The organism is Paralimibaculum aggregatum (assembly GCF_030270585.1).
Taxonomy (GTDB): domain Bacteria; phylum Pseudomonadota; class Alphaproteobacteria; order Rhodobacterales; family Rhodobacteraceae; genus Thermohalobaculum; species Thermohalobaculum aggregatum.
The window spans coordinates 26,068-43,708 of sequence record NZ_BSYI01000045.1 but is presented as its reverse complement, the minus strand read 5'-3'; the positions used below and the strand labels follow the sequence as shown (position 1 = coordinate 43,708).

The 17,641-nt window shown below is 70.5% G+C and carries 7 protein-coding genes; 6 read left to right on the top strand and 1 reads right to left on the bottom strand.

Annotation, left to right across the window (positions count from 1 at the left end):
• The first annotated feature begins 564 nt into the window (after positions 1 to 564).
• The 6 genes from QSJ97_RS20425 (at position 565) to QSJ97_RS20405 (ending at position 16,515) form a co-directional block, all read left to right on the top strand.
• The gene (locus tag QSJ97_RS20425; RefSeq protein ID WP_285674056.1) at positions 565 to 8,478 is read left to right on the top strand and encodes an SdrD B-like domain-containing protein; all 7,914 of its coding nucleotides are present in this window, start codon (positions 565 to 567) and stop codon (positions 8,476 to 8,478) included.
• A 116-nt stretch (positions 8,479 to 8,594) separates the two neighbouring features.
• Positions 8,595 to 9,605, top strand: coding sequence for a ligase-associated DNA damage response exonuclease (locus QSJ97_RS20420; RefSeq protein ID WP_285674055.1), 1,011 nt, complete (start codon positions 8,595 to 8,597; stop codon positions 9,603 to 9,605).
• Complete coding sequence (locus QSJ97_RS20415; protein WP_285674054.1) at positions 9,605 to 11,212, top strand: cisplatin damage response ATP-dependent DNA ligase; 1,608 nt, start codon at positions 9,605 to 9,607, stop codon at positions 11,210 to 11,212. Before QSJ97_RS20420 ends, QSJ97_RS20415 begins: the two co-directional genes overlap by 1 nt.
• An 813-nt stretch (positions 11,213 to 12,025) precedes the next feature.
• Positions 12,026 to 12,394, top strand: coding sequence for an IS66 family insertion sequence element accessory protein TnpB (gene tnpB / locus QSJ97_RS25080; protein ID WP_352231128.1), 369 nt, complete (start codon positions 12,026 to 12,028; stop codon positions 12,392 to 12,394).
• 191 nt (positions 12,395 to 12,585) lie between these two features.
• Positions 12,586 to 13,017 (top strand): transposase, encoded by a 432-nt coding sequence (locus QSJ97_RS20410; RefSeq protein WP_285674053.1) that lies wholly within the window; start codon positions 12,586 to 12,588, stop codon positions 13,015 to 13,017.
• Positions 13,018 to 15,009: 1,992 nt separating this feature from the next.
• Positions 15,010 to 16,515, top strand: coding sequence for a cryptochrome/photolyase family protein (locus QSJ97_RS20405; protein WP_285674052.1), 1,506 nt, complete (start codon positions 15,010 to 15,012; stop codon positions 16,513 to 16,515).
• Here QSJ97_RS20405 and QSJ97_RS20400 read toward each other — a convergent pair.
• Positions 16,436 to 17,560 carry a GGDEF domain-containing protein gene (locus QSJ97_RS20400; RefSeq protein WP_285674051.1) on the bottom strand — a complete coding sequence of 375 codons (1,125 nt, stop codon included), beginning with the start codon at positions 17,558 to 17,560 and terminating at the stop codon, positions 16,436 to 16,438. The two genes, QSJ97_RS20405 and QSJ97_RS20400, sit on opposite strands and share 80 nt — an antisense overlap.
• Positions 17,561 to 17,641 lie beyond the last annotated feature (81 nt).

Here is a 17,641-nt window from a genome sequence, read left to right as displayed (position 1 = left end):
TAGGCTCGCCCGGATCACCTGCCGGGCAGAATTTCCGTTTCCCGTCAGCTAGCCGGAGCCGGCGGCGGCAGGCAAGCGGCGCGCATGTCGCGCATCCCGGCTGCCCGGTTCCGCAGTCCCGCCCGGCAATAAGGCCGCACGCGCCATCTTTATGCCAAACTTGTCGGCAAAGTTGCAGGTGTCCGAAGGATTCGTCGGGCGCGTTGTGTACCCGGGCGGTATCGAATCGAACTCTTCGAGGGTTGGCCCGGAACGTGCATGGCAGGAGTGCGGATGTCCATGGGTGGGGCATCGGGAGATGGGGCCGGCGTTTGCAGGCGCCGGCGCTTCCGCGCGGGAAACCGCGCATTCGACGTTTGGGCCTTGCGCTTCGGACGTCGGTGTCGCAGCCTCACGCTGCGGGATGCGAGGGTGAGACAGGGTCGCAAGATGCGACCAGGGGCAGCAGTCTTTCCCGATTTGCATTCGCAGCGTGAGTTTCGAGCACCGGCGTCAGTGACCGGGGGTGACGTCGCGAGCGACGGGTGAACGGGCGAGGGCCCGGTGATATTGGGGAGACAACCAATGACGACCAGCAGCACGGGACAGGTGATCGGTCAGGCCGGCGTGCTTGATGTCGCGCAGTCCAATTCGAACGAGTGGCATTACATCGCGTTCGATCAGTCGATCCGCAACCCGGTGGTCGTCCTGATGGTCAACACGACCAACAGCAGCCACCCGGTGGTGATGCGGGCCGACGGGATCAACGACGACGGCTTCTATTTCCAGATCGACGAGTGGGAATACCAGAACGGCGCGCATCCGGTGGAGAGCATCTCCTGGATGGCGGTCGCCGAGGGCATCCACACGCTCGAGGACGGCTCCACCATCGTCGCCGAGAATTTCACCGTCTCCGACAGCTTCACCGAGATCAGCTTCGACAGCGGCTTCGACGGCAGCCACAGCTTCTCCGCGGCGCCGATCGTGCTGGCCCAGACGGTCACCACGAATGACGAGGACGCCGTCACCACCCGCCTGCGCAACATCGACAGCGACAGCTTCGAGATCAAGCTGCAGGGCGAGGAGGCGCACACCGCGCACGGCAACGAGACCGTCTCGGTGATCGCGATCGATCCGGGCGCCGGCGCCAATGCCGGCAGCACCGGCGACACCGTCACCCACAACGAGCACGAGATCACCTTCGACAACGGCGTCTCGGGCAATGTGGTGTTCTTCGCGCAGATGCAGTCGACCGATGGCGGCGACACCGCGACCGTGCGGGCCTCCTATGTCGATGGCTCCGGCGCCACCGTCTATGTCGAGGAAGAGCAGTCGAAGAACGACGAGACCAGCCACACCTCCGAGGAGGTCGGCTATCTCGCGCTCGAGGCCGGCGCGCTGCTGGCCAGCATGAGCATCGCGCTCGAGGGCGACAGCGCGGGCGTCAGCTACTACGAGAATCTCTACGACGCGGGCCTGGCGGATCTCGCCTCCGACCTCGACAGCGGCCTCGACGCGACCACCGTGCTGCTCGCCGATTTCGACAACAACGACCGCAGCGAGATTGCCTACGAGACCGGCTATCACACCGAGTACGACACGCTCGTCGGCAACAAGAAGAACGCGGTGAGCGAGTTCGTCGCGGCGCAGCTCGATGGCGCCGCCGGCCGGATCAACTTCGAGATCCAGGCCGAGGGCGGCGGCCACGAGGCCCAGGGCCACCAGTATGAGGACTGGTTCGCTGTCGAGATCAACACCGGCTCCGGCTGGGAGCGGATCGACACCTTCTACGCGACCGACTGGATCGACGGGAAGCAGGTCTTCACCGGCAGCAGCGGTCGCAGCTTCATCCAGGACAGCTACACCACGCTGAGCTACGACATCGAGGCTGGCAACGACAGCGTGCAGCTGCGCTTCAAGTCGCACAGCACCGCCGCCTCCGAGGTCTGGCGGGTCGACAACGTGGCGGTCGAGGCGCTGAACTCCAGCACCGGCGTCGCCTCCGAGAACACGCCCACCGATCCGGGCACCGCCACCACGAACAGCACCACGACCGAGGTGGATGCGGTCGACGATGACCTGATCGTCTCGGCCAGCGAGGCCGCCGGCGATGTCGATCTCAACGTGCTCGACAACGACGATCCGGACGGCGCCGTCGTCTCGGCCTTCGGCAGCGGCGCCCCGGGCACCCTGCTCGCCGGCTCGAACGGCGGCGTGGCGACCCTCGACGCCAATGGCGAGTTCGACTTCAACGCGGCCGGCGCCTTCGACGATCTCGCCGCGGGCGAGACCCGCACCACCACCTTCACCTACGAGATCACCGATCCGAACGGCGGCGGCGGCGGCACGACCCATGACCAGCTGGTCTATGACTTCAGCGGCCCCGACGGCTTCGAGGCGCAGGCGCGCATCATCGAGGTCAACGGCACCCTGCAGGTGACGGTCGAGGTGCTGGAGAACGGCGGCGATATCGGCGATATCCGCGGCCTGTTCTTCCATGTCGCCGACGAGAGCCTGCTCTCGGGCCTGGTCGCCACCGGCCCGGATGTCGGCACCACCCAGTTCTTCGCCAACAGCGTCAAGAACCTCGGTAACGGCGCCAACATGAACGGCGCCACCAGCGGCTTCGATGGCGGCGTCGAGATCGGCTCCCAGGGCCAGGCGGGCGACGACATCCAGTTCACCCAGTTCGTCCTCAGCCATTCCAGTCAGACGCTGAGCCTCGATCTGCTGACGGGCCAGGAGTTCGGCCTGCGCACCACCAGCGTCGGCCCCGACGGCGGCGCGCGCGAGGATTCGCTGAAACTCATCGGCACCGAATCGCCCGATGGCCCGGCTCCGGTGGACACCGCAACCATCACCGTCACGGTGATCGGCACCACCGGCGACAACAGCGGCGGCGACAACCCGCCGATCGCCGAGGACAACGCCTACACCATCAACGAGGACGAGGAGATCGGCGCCGGCCAGGCCGTGCAGGCCAACATCATCCTCGATGCCGATCCGGCCGACGGCCTGGTCGACCGCGACGAGGACGGCGACGGCTTCTCGCTGACCACGGTCACCGTCGACGGCACCGACTATGCCCCGGGCGACAGCTTCCCGCTGACCCTGACCGGCGGCGGCAAGACCATCACCGGCATTGCCACCGTGGACGCCGACGGCAATCTGACCTTCGTGCCGGATGCCGGCACCGAGGACACGCTGTTCGACGGCGACAGCGTCTCGACCACCTTCCAGTACACCATCACCTCGGATGTCGCCGGGGATTCGACCACGGTGCGCGAGACCGTCACCTTCGACGACCTCTCCGGCGGCGACTACGTCACCGACCAGATCGACGGCATGACCATCTCGGCCTTCCGGCCGGGCAGCTCGCAGGACGTGGCGCGGATCTACGACACCACGCAGTTCGGCGAGGACAACGATCTGCGCGCCTCGACCACGGGCCAGCTCTCCAACGTGCTGATCGTGCAGGAGAACAACGGCTCCGACACGGCGCCGGACGACAATGCCGGCGGCGGCACCATCATCTTCGACTTCGATGCCCCCGCCACGCTCTACACCATCGACCTGATCGACACCGAGGAGCCGACCCCGCAGATCGTGCTGACCAAGGCGGACGGCTCGACCGTCACCCTCAACGGCACGGTCACCGGCAACGGCGAGGCGGCGCGCTTCGACATCGCCCAGGCGGCGGCGCTGCAGGGCGAGGATGCCACCGATGTCGTCCAGCTGAAGATCGTCCTCGCCGGCTCCGGTGCGGTCGACAACCTCGACGTCGCACTCACGGAGCCGGGCGATCCGGCCACCAGCACCGCCAATGTCACGATCACCGTCAACGGCGAGAGCCCGGACGTGATCGTGGTCGAGCCGGCGGACGATCACTATGCCTTCTCCGAGGACGGCTCGGTGCTGCAGGATGACGCCACCGTCGGCGGCGCCAATATCGTCGACGGCGACGATCGCGGCTTCACCGGCCTGCCCTTCCCGGTCGCGGGCGGCGTGCAGGACGGCACCGACTTCGCCGATCTCACCGTCACCGGCCTGTCGCTCGGCTCGTCCAACGTCGCGCTGCAGCCCGGCGAGACCCTCGCGGTCGGCCAGCCGGCCGGGGTCATCGTGACCGCGCCGGACGGCGACGCGTATACCGGCACGCTCACCATCGACGCCGACGGCAACTTCACCTTCGTGGTGGACGACTTCGAGAGCCTCGAGCAGGACGAGACGATCACCTTCGCGGTCGACTACGAGGTCTCCCGCCCCGGCGGCACCACCTCGACCGAGACCACGCTCGACTTCGAGATCCTCACCGGCCCGGCCCCGGATGGCGGCGGCGCGCTGGTCAGCGATCTCGGCAACGGCATCTCGGTGCTCGCGACCCGCGGCAGCGATCCGACCAACCGGGCGATGATCCTGAACTCCGACGGCGTGGTCACCGGCAACGACCCGGACCTCAACGTGGGTCAGGGCGGCGTGCTGATCATCTCCGAGGACATGGACCAGTCCGACCCGGACGACCAGGCCGGCGGCGGCACCCTCGAGTTCACCTTCGCCACCCCGCGGAGCATCGAGAGCCTCGACTTCATCGATACCGAGGAGCCGACCCCGCAGATCACCCTCGAGAAGGCGGACGGTTCGACCATCACCTTCGCGGGCCCGATCACCGTGGATGGCGGCGTCGCCCCGGGCTTCGACATCGCGGCGGCCGCGGCCGCGGCGGGCGGCGACAGCGCGAACGTGGTCAAGATGACCATCGTGCTCGCCGGCTCCGGCGCGCTCGACAACCTGCGCACCGTGGAGGAGGGCGACGCCCCGATCACCGACACCGCGACGGTCAACATCACCGTCGTCGGCGAGGCGGAGCCGGGCGGCGCGATCACCGGCCAGGCCTTCTTCGATGCCGGCGCCGACGGCCAGTATGACATCGGCACCGACGATCTGCTGGGCGGTGTCGAGGTGCAGCTCATCGCCGCCGATGGCAGCGTGACCGGCACCACCACCGCCGAGGCCGACGGCAGCTACATCTTCTCGGATGTCGATGCCGGCGAATACACCGTGCGCTTCCTCAACCCGGACGAGACCGGCCTCGCCTTCACCGCGCAGGATGTCGGCGCCGACGAGACCGACAGCGATGCCGACCCGACCACCGGCGAGGTCCTCGGCGTCACCGTGGTGAGCGGCGAGACCACCGAGAATGTCGATGCCGGCTTCATCGACGCGATGACCGGCGCGATCGGCGACTTCGTCTGGCTCGATGCCGATGGCGATGGCCTGCAGGGCGGCTCGGAGGCGGGCGTCGACGGCGTCACCGTCGAGCTGCTGAGCGGCGGCGCGGTGATCGGCACCACCACCACGGTGGACGGCGTCTACGGCTTCACCGGCCTCGCCGAGGGCGACTACCAGGTCCGCTTCACCAATCCGGACGGCTCGCTCTACGACTTCACCACCGCCGATGCCGGCGATGACGCGCTCGACAGCGATGCCGACGCCACCGGCACCACCGGCACCATCACGCTGGCCCGCGGCGAGGTGAACAACGACGTCGATGCCGGCCTCGTCGAGCAGCCGGACCCGATGACCGGCGCAATCGGCGACTTCGTCTGGCTCGATGCCGATGGCGACGGCCTGCAGGGCGGCTCGGAGGCGGGCGTCGACGGCGTCACCGTCGAGCTGCTGAGCGGCGGCGCGGTGATCGGCACCACCACCACGGTGGACGGCGTCTACGGCTTCACCGGCCTCGCCGAGGGCGACTACCAGGTCCGCTTCACCAATCCGGACGGCTCGCTCTACGACTTCACCACCGCCGATGCCGGCGATGACGCGCTCGACAGCGATGCCGACGCCACCGGCACCACCGGCACCATCACGCTGGCCCGCGGCGAGGTGAACAACGACGTCGATGCCGGCCTCGTCGAGCAGCCGGACCCGATGACCGGCGCAATCGGCGACTTCGTCTGGCTCGATGCCGATGGCGACGGCCTGCAGGGCGGCTCGGAGGCGGGCGTCGACGGCGTCACCGTCGAGCTGCTGAGCGGCGGCGCGGTGATCGGCACCACCACCACGGTGGACGGCGTCTACGGCTTCACCGGCCTCGCCGAGGGCGACTACCAGGTCCGCTTCGTGCTGGCCCCCGACGGCGGCCTGACCTTCACCGCCGCCGATGCCGGCGACGATGCGCTCGACAGCGACGCCGACGTGATCACCGGCGAGACCGGCACGATCACGCTGGCCCGCGGCGAGGTGAACAACGATGTCGATGCCGGCCTGATCGATGACGGCAGCGGCCAGTCGGACGAGATCACCATCGCCGGCAACATCACCACCGACCGGGCGCAGAGCCAGGCGATCGCGGTGATCGTCGACGTCTCCAACCCGGCGGCCGGCACCGGCGGCGGCGGCCAGTATGCTGCGGCGGGCGACGCCAACGCCTCGGGCCGTGCGGGCACCCCGGTCGACTTCGCGATCATGGGTGTCTGGGAACTGGCCACGCAGCTGGCGGGGTCGGATCGCGGCGACCAGGAGATCGCGATCGTCACCAATGCCCGTGCCAGCGACGGGCGCACCATCGCCTCCGGCCCGGCCGCCGGCAGCCCGATCAACACCACGCTGACCGAGTTCAACGGGCAGCCGCTCACCGCGGATGCGATCGTGCAGGCGGCGGGTGGCATCGGTGTGACCGATATCAGTGTCGCCGCGTCGAACCTCAACGCCAGCGGGATGTTCGCCGGCCTGTTCGACTTCGTCGAGGATCTGACCGTCGAGGAGCAGGCGGAATTCGACACCGTCGATATCGGAACCGCCCTCAGCCGTGCGGCCAAGTATCTTGGCGAGGAGGGCGCGGAGACCAACCAGACCATCCTGCTCGCCGCCAGCACGGGCTTCTCGGAATCGCGCAACGCGCCCGATCCGGCGGATGACCCGAACCTGATCGGCGACGACGTCACCGGCGGCGACAGCCTGATCGCCGGCAAGGCGGGCCTCGATCCGGACCCGTATTTCGGCGAGCTGGGCGATCTCGACAGCGATGGCGACATCGATCCGGTCGAGGGCCTCATCGATCCGGGCCTGTTCGGCCTGCGCACCGAGGGTCTCCAGAACGGTACCGAGATCGTGGTCGCGAGCTTCTTCGACCGCAGCCCGGTCGACACCGAGGACTATCTGCGCACGCTGACCGGCGCGAGCGAGACCGACACGGTCTCGATCACCGGCTTCGAGACCACCACCAATCTCGGCGTGATCAACGTCAACGGCTCGCCCTGGGCGGCTCTTGGCGGGCAGAAGTTCAACTTCACCGGCTTCCTTGCCGCCAACAAGCAGATCAAGGGCGCCTCGGTGGTGTTCACCAACGGCACGGTCACCGATGGCACGGTGCTCGAGCTGCGCGCCGAGTTCGCCGCGATGGTGGGCGTGACGGAGGTGGATCTCTTCGATCTCTTCACCGCGCAGTTCGGCGTCTTCGATGCCTTCGAGATCCGCGACTACGATCCCTACAGCTCGGTCGGCGTGGTCTATGCCATCAATGGCGGCGTCGATATCGCCGATACCGGTCTGATCGACCTGACCAACTACGTCGCCACCGAGCTCGGCATCACCGAGGCACCGATCTTCGACTTCACCGACACGAGCGACCTCGGCCAGGGCATCCTGGTGGTCGATCCGGGCGGGGTCGATTTCGGCGGCGGCAGCGAAGTCTGGCTGCTCGACCAGACCAAGACCGATGCCGATATCCTGGCGGCGGGCTACGACCCGGCGACCATCAACCGGGTCTCCGACATCAACCCCAACCTCTACTGGGATCCGGTCAACGAGCAGCTGGTCGACATCACCGACTATGACGGCTTCGCCAGCAACGCGCTGGCCACGGTGAACATCCCGGCCGCGGTGCTGGCGACGCTCAACGTGACCGAAGTGGTGGAGACCACCGATGGCGGCGGCGAGACCACCTATGCCATCACCGCTTCGGATGCCGATGGCGGCGCCACGGTCGAGACCCATTTCGACGTGCTGTTCACCGGAACATCGAGCTCGCTCAGCGTCATCGAGATCGACTCGGAGCTCTATCTCGAGGCCAGCGAGATCCTCAGCGGGATCACCGGCAACGAGATCGAGGTTGCGGAGACCGCGCCCTTCGGCCTCTCCGGCCTGGTCGACGACCCGGACCTGCTCGACATCGTCTCCTTCGCCATCGTCGGCACCGACGGCAGCGGCGAGGTGGGCATCCTGATCGACGACAGCGATCCGGGGATCGATCTTACCGGTGCCGGTCTCGACGTCGCGCCGGACACCACCGTCGAGCCGCTCGATGGCGCCACCGACTACTTCGCGCGGATCGGCGTCGAGTATCTCGAGGACGGTGCGACGCCGGACGGCATGGGCACGGCGGACGATACCTTCGACATCGCGGTCGACGTCACCACCGATGGCGACGGCAATGTCACCGGCATCTCCTTCAACGGCGAGCTGCTCGACCTGATCGAGGACAGCCTGCTCGCCTGAAGCAGGTTCAGGCAGGAGACCGGAGGGGGCCGCCATCGCGCGGCCCCTTTCCTTTCGTGCCCCGCCCCTGCGCCTTCCGGGCTGTCGCCGCCGCCGCCGCGCGCTACTCTTGCCCGATGCAGCCGCAGGACCTTCTCCGCCCAACCCCCGCGGGGCTCTACTGCCCGGTCGGGGATTTCCACATCGATCCGGTGCGCCCGGTGCCGCGCGCCCTGGTCACCCATGGCCATGCCGACCATGCCCGCCCGGGCCATGGCGCGGTGCTCGCCACCCGCGAGACGCTCGACATCATGGGCCTGCGCCATGGCGCCGACCATGCCGGCAGCACCCAGGCCGCAGGCTATGGAGAGAGCCTTGCGCTCGGCGGGGTGACGGTCGGCTTCCACCCGGCGGGCCATGTGCTCGGCTCGGCGCAGATCAGGGTGGAGGCCGGCGGGCTGCGCATCCTTGTGACGGGCGACTACAAGCGCGGACCGGACCCCTCCTGCGCGCCCTGGGAGCCGGTGCCGGCGGATGTGCTGATCACCGAGGCGACCTTCGGCCTGCCGGTCTTTCGCCACCCCGATCCGGCGGCGGAGATTGCCCGGCTGCTGGCCTCGCTCGCGCAGTTCCCCGAGCGGGCGCATCTCGTCGGCGTCTATGCCCTCGGCAAGGCGCAGCGGCTGATCGCGCTGCTGCGCGCGGCCGGCTACGACCGCCCGATCTACATCCACGGCGCGCTGGCCAGGCTCTGCGCCTATTACGAGAGCCGCGGCATCGCCCTCGGCCCGCTCGAGAGCGCCACGGTGGACCGCGGGACCAAGGGCGCCTTCGCCGGCGCCGTGGTGCTCGGGCCGCCCTCCGCCTTCGCCGCGAAATGGGCGCAGCGCTTCCCCGACCCGCTGATCGCCTTCGCCAGCGGCTGGATGCAGGTCCGCGCCCGGGCCCGGCAGCGCGGGGTGGAGCTGCCGCTGGTGCTCTCCGACCATGCCGACTGGCCGGGGCTCACCGACACCATCGCCCAGCTCGCGCCGCAGGAGGTCTGGGTCACCCATGGCCGCGAGGAGGCGCTGGTGCGCTGGTGCGGGCTCGCCGGCATCCCGGCGCGGCCGCTCAGCCTCGTCGGCTACGAAGACGAGGCCGAGTGATGCAGCGTTTCGCCGCCCTGCTCGACCGGCTGACGCTGACCCCTGCGCGCAATGCCAAGCTGCGGCTGCTGGCGGACTATTTCTCCGATGCGCCGGACCCGGACCGGGGCCATGCCCTGGCCGCGATCACCCGCGACCTGGAGCTTCCCGGCGTGAAGCCCGCGATGCTGCGCGCGCTGGTCGCCGAGCGCACCGATCCCGAGCTGTTTGCGCTCTCCTACGATTATGTCGGCGATCTCGCGGAGACGGTGGCGCTGATCTGGGAGCCCGCGCCCGGCGCCGGCCCGCCCCCCGATATCCGCCTCGGCGCGGTGGTGGCGCGGCTCTCCCGGCTCTCCCGCGCCGAGGCGCCGGCCTGCATCGCCGCCCATCTCGACGCGCTCGACGCACCCGCCCGCTTCGCGCTGATCAAGCTGGTGACCGGCGGGCTCCGCGTCGGCGTCTCGGCGCGGCTCGCCAAGCAGGCGCTCGCGGGCTGGGGCGGGGTCGAGGTGACCGAGATCGAGGAGATCTGGCACGGGCTCGCACCGCCCTATGCCGCGCTCTTCGCCTGGCTCGAGGGACGTGCCCCCCGGCCCGAGCCGCAGGCGGCCGCGCTGTTCCGCCCGGTGATGCTGGCCAATCCGGTCGAGCCGGGCGATCTCGACCGGCTCGCCCCCGCCGACTACGCCGCCGAGTGGAAATGGGACGGTATCCGCGTCCAGGTCACCGCCGAGCGCGGCACCCGCCGGCTCTACTCGCGCAGCGGCGACGACATCTCCCGCGCCTTCCCCGACCTCATCGAAGCGATGGATTTCGAGGGCGCGATCGACGGCGAGCTCCTCGTGATGCGCGCCGAGGCCGCGCCCGGCAGCCCCGAGCGGGTCGGCAGCTTCGCCGAGCTGCAGCAGCGGCTCAACCGCAAGACCGTCTCGGCGGCGCTGATGGCGCGGCACCCGGTGTTCCTGCGCGCCTATGACCTGCTTGCCGAAGGCCAGGAGGATCTGCGCCGCCTGCCCTTCACCGCTCGGCGCGCGCGGCTCGCGGCGCTGGTGACCGGGCTCGACCCGGCGCGCTTCGACCTTTCCGCCGCGGTGCCCTTCGCGGCCTGGGACGAGGTCGCCCGCCTCCTCGCCGCGCCGCCGCATGACGCCATCGAGGGGGTGATGCTGAAGCGCCGCGACGCGCCCTATGTGCCGGGCCGGCCGAAGGGGCCATGGTTCAAGTGGAAGAAGGACCCGCACCTCATCGACGCGGTGCTGATGTATGCCCAGCGCGGCCACGGCAGGCGGTCGTCCTTCTATTCCGACTACACCTTCGGCGTCTGGACGGCAGCGGGCACGCTGGTGCCCGTCGGCAAGGCCTATTTCGGCTTCACCGACGAGGAGCTGCGCCGGATCGACCGTTTCGTCCGCGACAACACCGTGGAGCGCTTCGGTCCGGTGCGCGCGGTGCGGGCCGAGCCGGAGGCCGGGCTGGTGCTGGAGATCGCGTTCGAGGGCCTGCAACGCTCGGGCCGGCACAAGTCGGGCCTCGCCATGCGCTTCCCGCGGATCCATCGGCTGCGCTGGGACAAGCCGCCGCGCGAGGCAGACAGGCTGGAGACGCTGGAACGGCTGCTCGGCTGACCGGGGTTCGGCCTGCGGGGCCGTACCGGCCTCGCGGGTGCGCCGAGCCGGCCCGATCGCGCGCAGGCTCGGCCACGCCCGGCCTGTCGGGGCTTTCATGTCCAGGAGAGCTGCTGGAGATCGGGTGAGCGGTTCCGGTGTTCGGCGTTCGCCCGAGAGGGCCGCGAAGCGGGCCTTGACGATGCATCGCGCGCGCGGGCACCGCCGGATCCCTCCCGGAGTGGTTAGGGATGGGAAGCGGCGGCTTCCTGGCCGCCTCGACGACTGGTAGCTCGCCGCGAACCGCAGCACCTGACAGAACCGCAGACCAAGCGCCACGATGACGTGCGCGGCGCGGCGAATGCGCCGAAGCGCTGCGACGCGGCCGCGGAGCCGGATGACGCCCTGCCGAGCCCGACCCGGCTACGGCCGATCAGGGGCCCCGCAGGTGACGGAAGGCTTCCCCGAGGACTGCGAGAGCAGCCGTCCCGGCCCCGGCGTCGCGGGAGGGATGCCGCCCGGCTCGGCGGACGACCGCCTTGCGTGCCCGAGGCCGAGCCGGCGGCGCGGCGTAGCCGCCCGAATGGCGCTGTCTGCCCTGTGCAAAGGCGTGACTTGTGCTCCATCGTCATTGCCGTCGGAAGCGACATCGTATCGGGCGGAGAGCGGACATGTGACACGAGATGATCGTTGGCAGCGTCAGTCGGACGACCAGTTTCTGTCGATCCTGACCGAGATCGGAATGGATGGCGCGGCCGCGGAGATTGCCCGCAGACACGATCCGACACCCCAGCACATCTTCCGACCGCGGTGGGAATCTCGCCGCAAGGTGCCATGACCCCGTTCTGGAGACACGGCCTTTCCTTCGCCGGAGGCACCTGGCGCGGGCGGGTCGCCCGCTTGCGATGGCGGGATGGCGAGATCGTGTCGAGGGACGGACGCATCCAGCGCGGCCGCGGCAGGATCGGGCCAGGCACCGGGGTACGGAGGTATCTCGCCTGCGGCGCGACGGATATGAGGAAGGGCATCGCCGGGCTGGCCGGGCTGACTCAGGACATGCTGCGCCAGCAGCCGAGCAGCGGTGTGGTGTTCGCGTTCAGGGACCGCAGCGATGTCAGGCGAAAGCCGCTCCACTGTGATGGTCAGTGTCTTTGCCTCTACTTCAAGGCGCTCGAGCGGGGCCGGTTTCCCGGCCCTCACTAGACGACAGAGCGGCCCGGCTGACCTCGACGCAGCTCGCCATGCTGTGGGTTGAGGCGCTGACCCGCCACAGATCCGAGAGCCGCGCTGAAGAGCGACTGGCGCCGCCCGAACCGAAAAGCACCGCCGGCCCGGGTAGGCTACCCCATCTCACTGATCTCGCGTGCTTTCGTGGCGGGCGAGCGGCGCTCGAAATGGATCAGAACAAGTCAAGCGCACCCACCGAACTGCCCGATGATCGCACGGTTCCGAAGGTCGTTGCCGTCGCCCCGCGGACGGACAACAAGAGGATGTCGGCGACGCTGCGCGTGAGGGTCGCCAGGCTGTGCAGCCAAGCCTTCGGAGCGCACTCGGAGACAGTCGAGCGCGAGATCGCGCAGCTCGGGCTGGCGCTCGAGGATCTGCAGGTGGCGGTTGCCGAGGGCGACGACAGCCCGACCGACGAGAGCGAGGACGCGCACCACACCGCTTCCGACGCCCCGGAGCAGACAAGGCCGCAGCGTCGTTCCCGTGTCACGGAGGGCACACCGCGCGAGCGCCGCGGGCTGGACCCCGGCGAGACCTGCCCCGATAGCGGCGGCGCCCCGGGCATCACTGGCCAGGACATGAGCGAGCCCTCGACCTGATCGCCGCCCGGCTCATGGTGATCGGGATCGCCCGGATGAAGACGGCCTGCCGCCGCTGCGAGACGATGGCGCGGGAGCCGGCATCGAACCGGCCGATCCCGGGCAGCATGGCGGGTTCCGGCCTGCCGGCCTGCATCCTGACCTCGAAGCTCGACGACCCTTCCCGCGTTAGCGGCGGAACGAGAGCTTCGCGCAGCCGGGCGCCGACATCCCCGATACGGCCATGGTGGACGGGTGCGGACGGGGGATGAAGGCGCTGCGGCCCCGCTTGCGGATGTCCCAACCGCATCCGGACCCGCCGCCGCCTGTCTTGGTCCGCCTGGCATGCCCCTGGCATCGACGGCGGTCCCCGGGCCGGTGCCTGCCGGGGCCGACCCAGGCGGCCCCCCGGGATCCGCCCGCCCCGCGCCGGACCACGAGGTATCTCCTCCCCTCGCGACCGCCCCAGCACGAACGGCCCGGCAGTCCCACGATGGGCCCGCGGCGCCCGCCCCAGCCTTTCAGCGCCGGCCGCCGCGGCTTCGCGGCCACGGGCGCGATATCGCCCCCCGCCGCGGACGAGCGGTTGCCGGGAGCGGGACGCGAGACGCGACGCCCCCTCCGCCAACGGGGGCCCATGTCCCATCGCCCGGTTCCCGGGCCGATTGCCCCGGCCAGGCCCATTCCAGGGCGCCGAAGGTTCCGCCGCTCGTCCTCGGCGACCGGCCCGGCATCCCAGCCTGTTGGCGGCGCCCATGGCCCGGCACCTGACCGGCAGTTTCCGCGCCGCCGGCACTCCGACGGCGTCCCCCGTACGATCGTCGAGATCCCTTCACCGTTGCCGGATACGCGCCAGGCCGGCCGGAACATTCCCCGGAGCGTTTACCGACCGCTCCGCTTCAAGGCCGGCGGCGTTGGCGAGGTTTGCGGTGTCGCCCGGCGTGGCGGGACCGGCGCTGCGACAGGTGGCGCGCCGGAGGCCGACACCCCTTCGCCCGGCCGCCCTGCGGAGCCGCGCCTTCAGCCCGCAGACGGCACTCTTCGCGGGACATGGCGGAGACCGGCCGCGAACCGGTCGCCGCCGACCGGAGCGTCCGGCACCATCGACGCGCAGATCGCCGCTGCCAAGCCGCCCGGCCGCAGACCGGCGACAGGCGACAGGCGTGGCGATCTCGCGATGGCTGCACCGGGAACCCGCCCGCAGCCGCGGACAGCGCCCATGGCTGCGCGCCATGTCGCTCGCCGCCCAGGCCGCGTGGACGGCATCGCGGCGCGGCCTGGGCGGCGGGCCGAGCTACCCGGGATCGGGCCTGGCCGGCACCGGGCCGCGAGGTGAACCAGGCACGCCGCGCGCCCAAGGCATCCGGCCGCTCCCGCTCGGCCCGTTTTCCGCTCGATGCCATGGCGCCGGAAGCTCTGCGGCCGCGCGGATCCCGTGCGCGGCCAGCCGCTCGCACCGCTTCACCAAGGTCCGGCCGCGCGCCTCCGCGAAGCCCGCTCACCGCGTCGCCGCGCCCCTCGATGCGTTCCGGTGCACCGGAAGCGCATGTCCCCGCCCCCCCGTCTCCGGCGCCAGATGCTCCGCCACACGCCCCGTCGCATCCCGGCGGACAACCAAAGACACGAAACGCCAATGCCTCCGCCCCCCCTGCAAGCGCATGCCGAAAACGATACTGGCCCAAGCCTGAGATCGACGTTCCATCGAGCGCGGTCTGCCCATCCCGGAGCCCGACACCTACCCCGGGCAGACCGGCTCACACCACATCGCCGCCGATCCCCCTCGCGCTTCACGACCCGCAGGGTGTGCCCCTAGCCAACGGACCCCGTCGCCACGCGCGTGCGGCATGTCCCACGCCGCGGGCGGCCGGGCGCCACTGGCGGAACGCCAGACGCGGCGCCCCGCTCGGCAGGCGGGGGGCGCCCGGCAGGGCGCGGCCCGGTGCGAGCCCAGGCCTGCTACCCGGGGCACTCCACCGCCCTAGCTTGTCCCCCTGAGCCGCAGAAGGAGCCGCCATGCCCCGCCGACTTGCCCTCGTCCTCGGAGACCAGCTCGACATCTCGGCCGGCCTGCTCGACACTCTCGACCCGGCACGCGACGCCATCGTGATGATCGAGGCACGCGAGGAGGCGACCTATCTGCGCCAGCACAAGAAGCGTCTCGTGCTGTTCTTCGCCGCCATGCGCCATTTCGCCGAGGCGTTGCGGGCGCGCGGCTTCACCGTCCACTACCACGCGCTCGACGGCGAGGCCCCGGCGGCGTCGCTTGCCGCGGGCGCCGCCCGCCACGAGGCCGGGGAGATCCATGTCACCGAGCCGGGCGATGCCCGCGTGCTGGAGGCCCTGCGATCGCGCTTCCCCGGGCTGGTGATCCATGACGACGGCCATTTCCTCACGCCCCCCGGCCGCTTCGCGGAGCTCAGCGCAGGCCGCAGGCGCTTCGTCCTCGAGGATTTCTACCGTGCCCGGCGCCGCGACACCGGCTGGCTGATGCAGGGCGACGCGCCCGAGGGCGGCGCCTGGAACTACGACCGGGAGAACCGCAAGAGCTTCGGCAGGGCCGGCCCCGGCACGACCCCCGGCCGCCCGGAGAGCGCGCCCGACGCGACCACCCGCGCGGTGATGGCCATGGTGGAGCGCATATTTCCGGACGCGCCCGGCTCCACGCAGGGCTTCGCCGAGCCGGTCACCCGCCGCGCCGCGCTGGCGCATCTCCGGGACTTCGTCGAGCGGCGCCTGCCCCGCTTCGGCGACCATCAGGACGCCATCGCGACCGGCCATGCAACGCTCTGGCACGCGCGGCTCTCGACCAGCCTCAACCTCAAGCTGATCTCGCCGCGGGAGGTCTGCGAGGCGGCGCTGGAGGCCTACGGAGCCGGCGCCGCACCGCTCAACGCGGTGGAGGGCTTCCTGCGCCAGGTCCTCGGCTGGCGGGAATTCGTGCGCGAGATCTACCGCGCCGAGATGCCGGGCTATGCGCGCCGCAACGCGCTCGGCGCCGAGGCGGCGCTGCCCGGCTTCTTCTGGACCGGGGAGACCGAGATGGCCTGCCTCGCCGATGCCGGGCGGCAGCTCCTCGATCAGGGCTATGCCCATCACATCCAGCGGCTGATGGTCTTCGGCCTCTTCGCGATGCAGTGGGGCGCGCATCCGCTCAGGGTCCATGACTGGCACATGGAGATGTATCTCGACGCGGTGGACTGGGTGAGCCTGCCCAATGTCCTCGGCATGAGCCAGCACGCCGATGGCGGGCTCGTCGGCACCAAGCCCTATTGCGCCTCGGGTGCCTATATCGACCGGATGTCGGATGCCTGCGGGCAGTGCAGGTTCGACCCCCGGGCCGCCACCGGCGCGCGCGCCTGCCCCTTCACCACGCTCTACTGGAGCTTCCTCGACCGTCACCGTGAGCGCTTCTCCGGCAACCGGCGCATGGCGATGCAGCTCAGGAACCTCGAGCGCAAGGCCGATGAGCTTCCGGCGATCCGCAAGGCCGAGATGGCGCTGCATCGGCGCCTCGGCTGAGCGCGCGCGCGGCGCCGGCATGAGGCCGCAGGCCGAGCGGGCGGTGGCGCGCGCCATATTCCACCTCGACCCGGTTTCGCCCCGCCGTCTTGGCCCGGTAGAGCGCGAGATCGGCCCGCGCCAGCATCGACTGCAGCGCCTCGATGCCGTCGGCCTGCGGCAGATGCGCGGTCAGCCCGATGCTCACCGTCACCGGCACCGCGACCTCGCCGGCGAGCAGCGGCTCGGCCGCCACCGCCCGGCGCAACCGGTCCGCGGCGCCCAGCGCCTGTTGCGGACAGAGCCCCGGCAGCAGCACCGCGAACTCCTCGCCGCCGAGCCGGCCGATCGCGTCGTCGCGGCGCAGGTGCCGGCGCATCCACGCCACCAGCCCGTGCAGCACGGCATCGCCGGCGGCATGGCCGTGCCGGTCGTTGACATGCTTGAAATGATCGAGATCGGCGAGCAGCAGCGCCAGCGGGGCACCGCTGCGCCAGGCGCTCCTGACCTCCCCGGCGAGCAGCTCGAAGAAGTGCTCGCGCGTGGTGGCGCCGGTGAGCGAATCGATTGCCACCCGCTGGGCCATCGCCCGGTCATGCATCGCCAGCATGCCGAGATCGCCCAGCAGATCGACCTTGGCGAGGCCGAAATCCGGGCGCAGCTGCCGGTCCATCACGCAGACCGAGCCGACCGGGCGCCCGTCCGCCTCGCGCAGCGGCACCCCGAGGGCGACCGCGATCCGCGGCGAGGGCCGCCACCAGCCGCCGCCGCGGGGCTCGGAGAGCAGGAAGGGCCCGGGCGCCTCCGCCACCGCCTCCGCCAGCTCCGCCGCCAGCGCGGCATCCTCCGCGCCGAGGCCGACCGTGCCGGTCTCCTGCACCCCGTCGGCGGAGCGCAGCGTGGCCACGCCGATCGGCGCCGCACAGCCCTGCGCGGCGATCTTCGCGACCCGTTCGAGATAGGCGAGCCCGCCGCGGTGCAACGCCGCGCCGGCGGGCCCTGCAAGGGGCGCGGCCGGGCTGCCAGCGCCCGCCATCGCGCCATCCATCGCACCATCCATAGCCATGTGATCGGCTCCCCAGAATTTTTGTCAAAATGACAAATCCGGGTTAGCAGAAGGTTAACGGCGCTGGCGGCGGCGCCGTGC

Bases quoted from the DNA above. Each gene is read 5' to 3' on its own strand.
- QSJ97_RS20425 (WP_285674056.1), top strand. From the start codon at position 565: ATGACGACCAGCAGCACGGGACAGGTGATCGGTCAGGCCGGCGTGCTT.
- QSJ97_RS20420 (WP_285674055.1), top strand. From the start codon at position 8,595: ATGCAGCCGCAGGACCTTCTCCGCCCAACCCCCGCGGGGCTCTACTGC.
- QSJ97_RS20415 (WP_285674054.1), top strand. From the start codon at position 9,605: ATGCAGCGTTTCGCCGCCCTGCTCGACCGGCTGACGCTGACCCCTGCG.
- tnpB (WP_352231128.1), top strand. From the start codon at position 12,026: ATGACCCCGTTCTGGAGACACGGCCTTTCCTTCGCCGGAGGCACCTGG.
- QSJ97_RS20410 (WP_285674053.1), top strand. From the start codon at position 12,586: ATGGATCAGAACAAGTCAAGCGCACCCACCGAACTGCCCGATGATCGC.
- QSJ97_RS20405 (WP_285674052.1), top strand. From the start codon at position 15,010: ATGCCCCGCCGACTTGCCCTCGTCCTCGGAGACCAGCTCGACATCTCG.
- QSJ97_RS20400 (WP_285674051.1), bottom strand. From the start codon at position 17,560: ATGGCTATGGATGGTGCGATGGATGGCGCGATGGCGGGCGCTGGCAGC.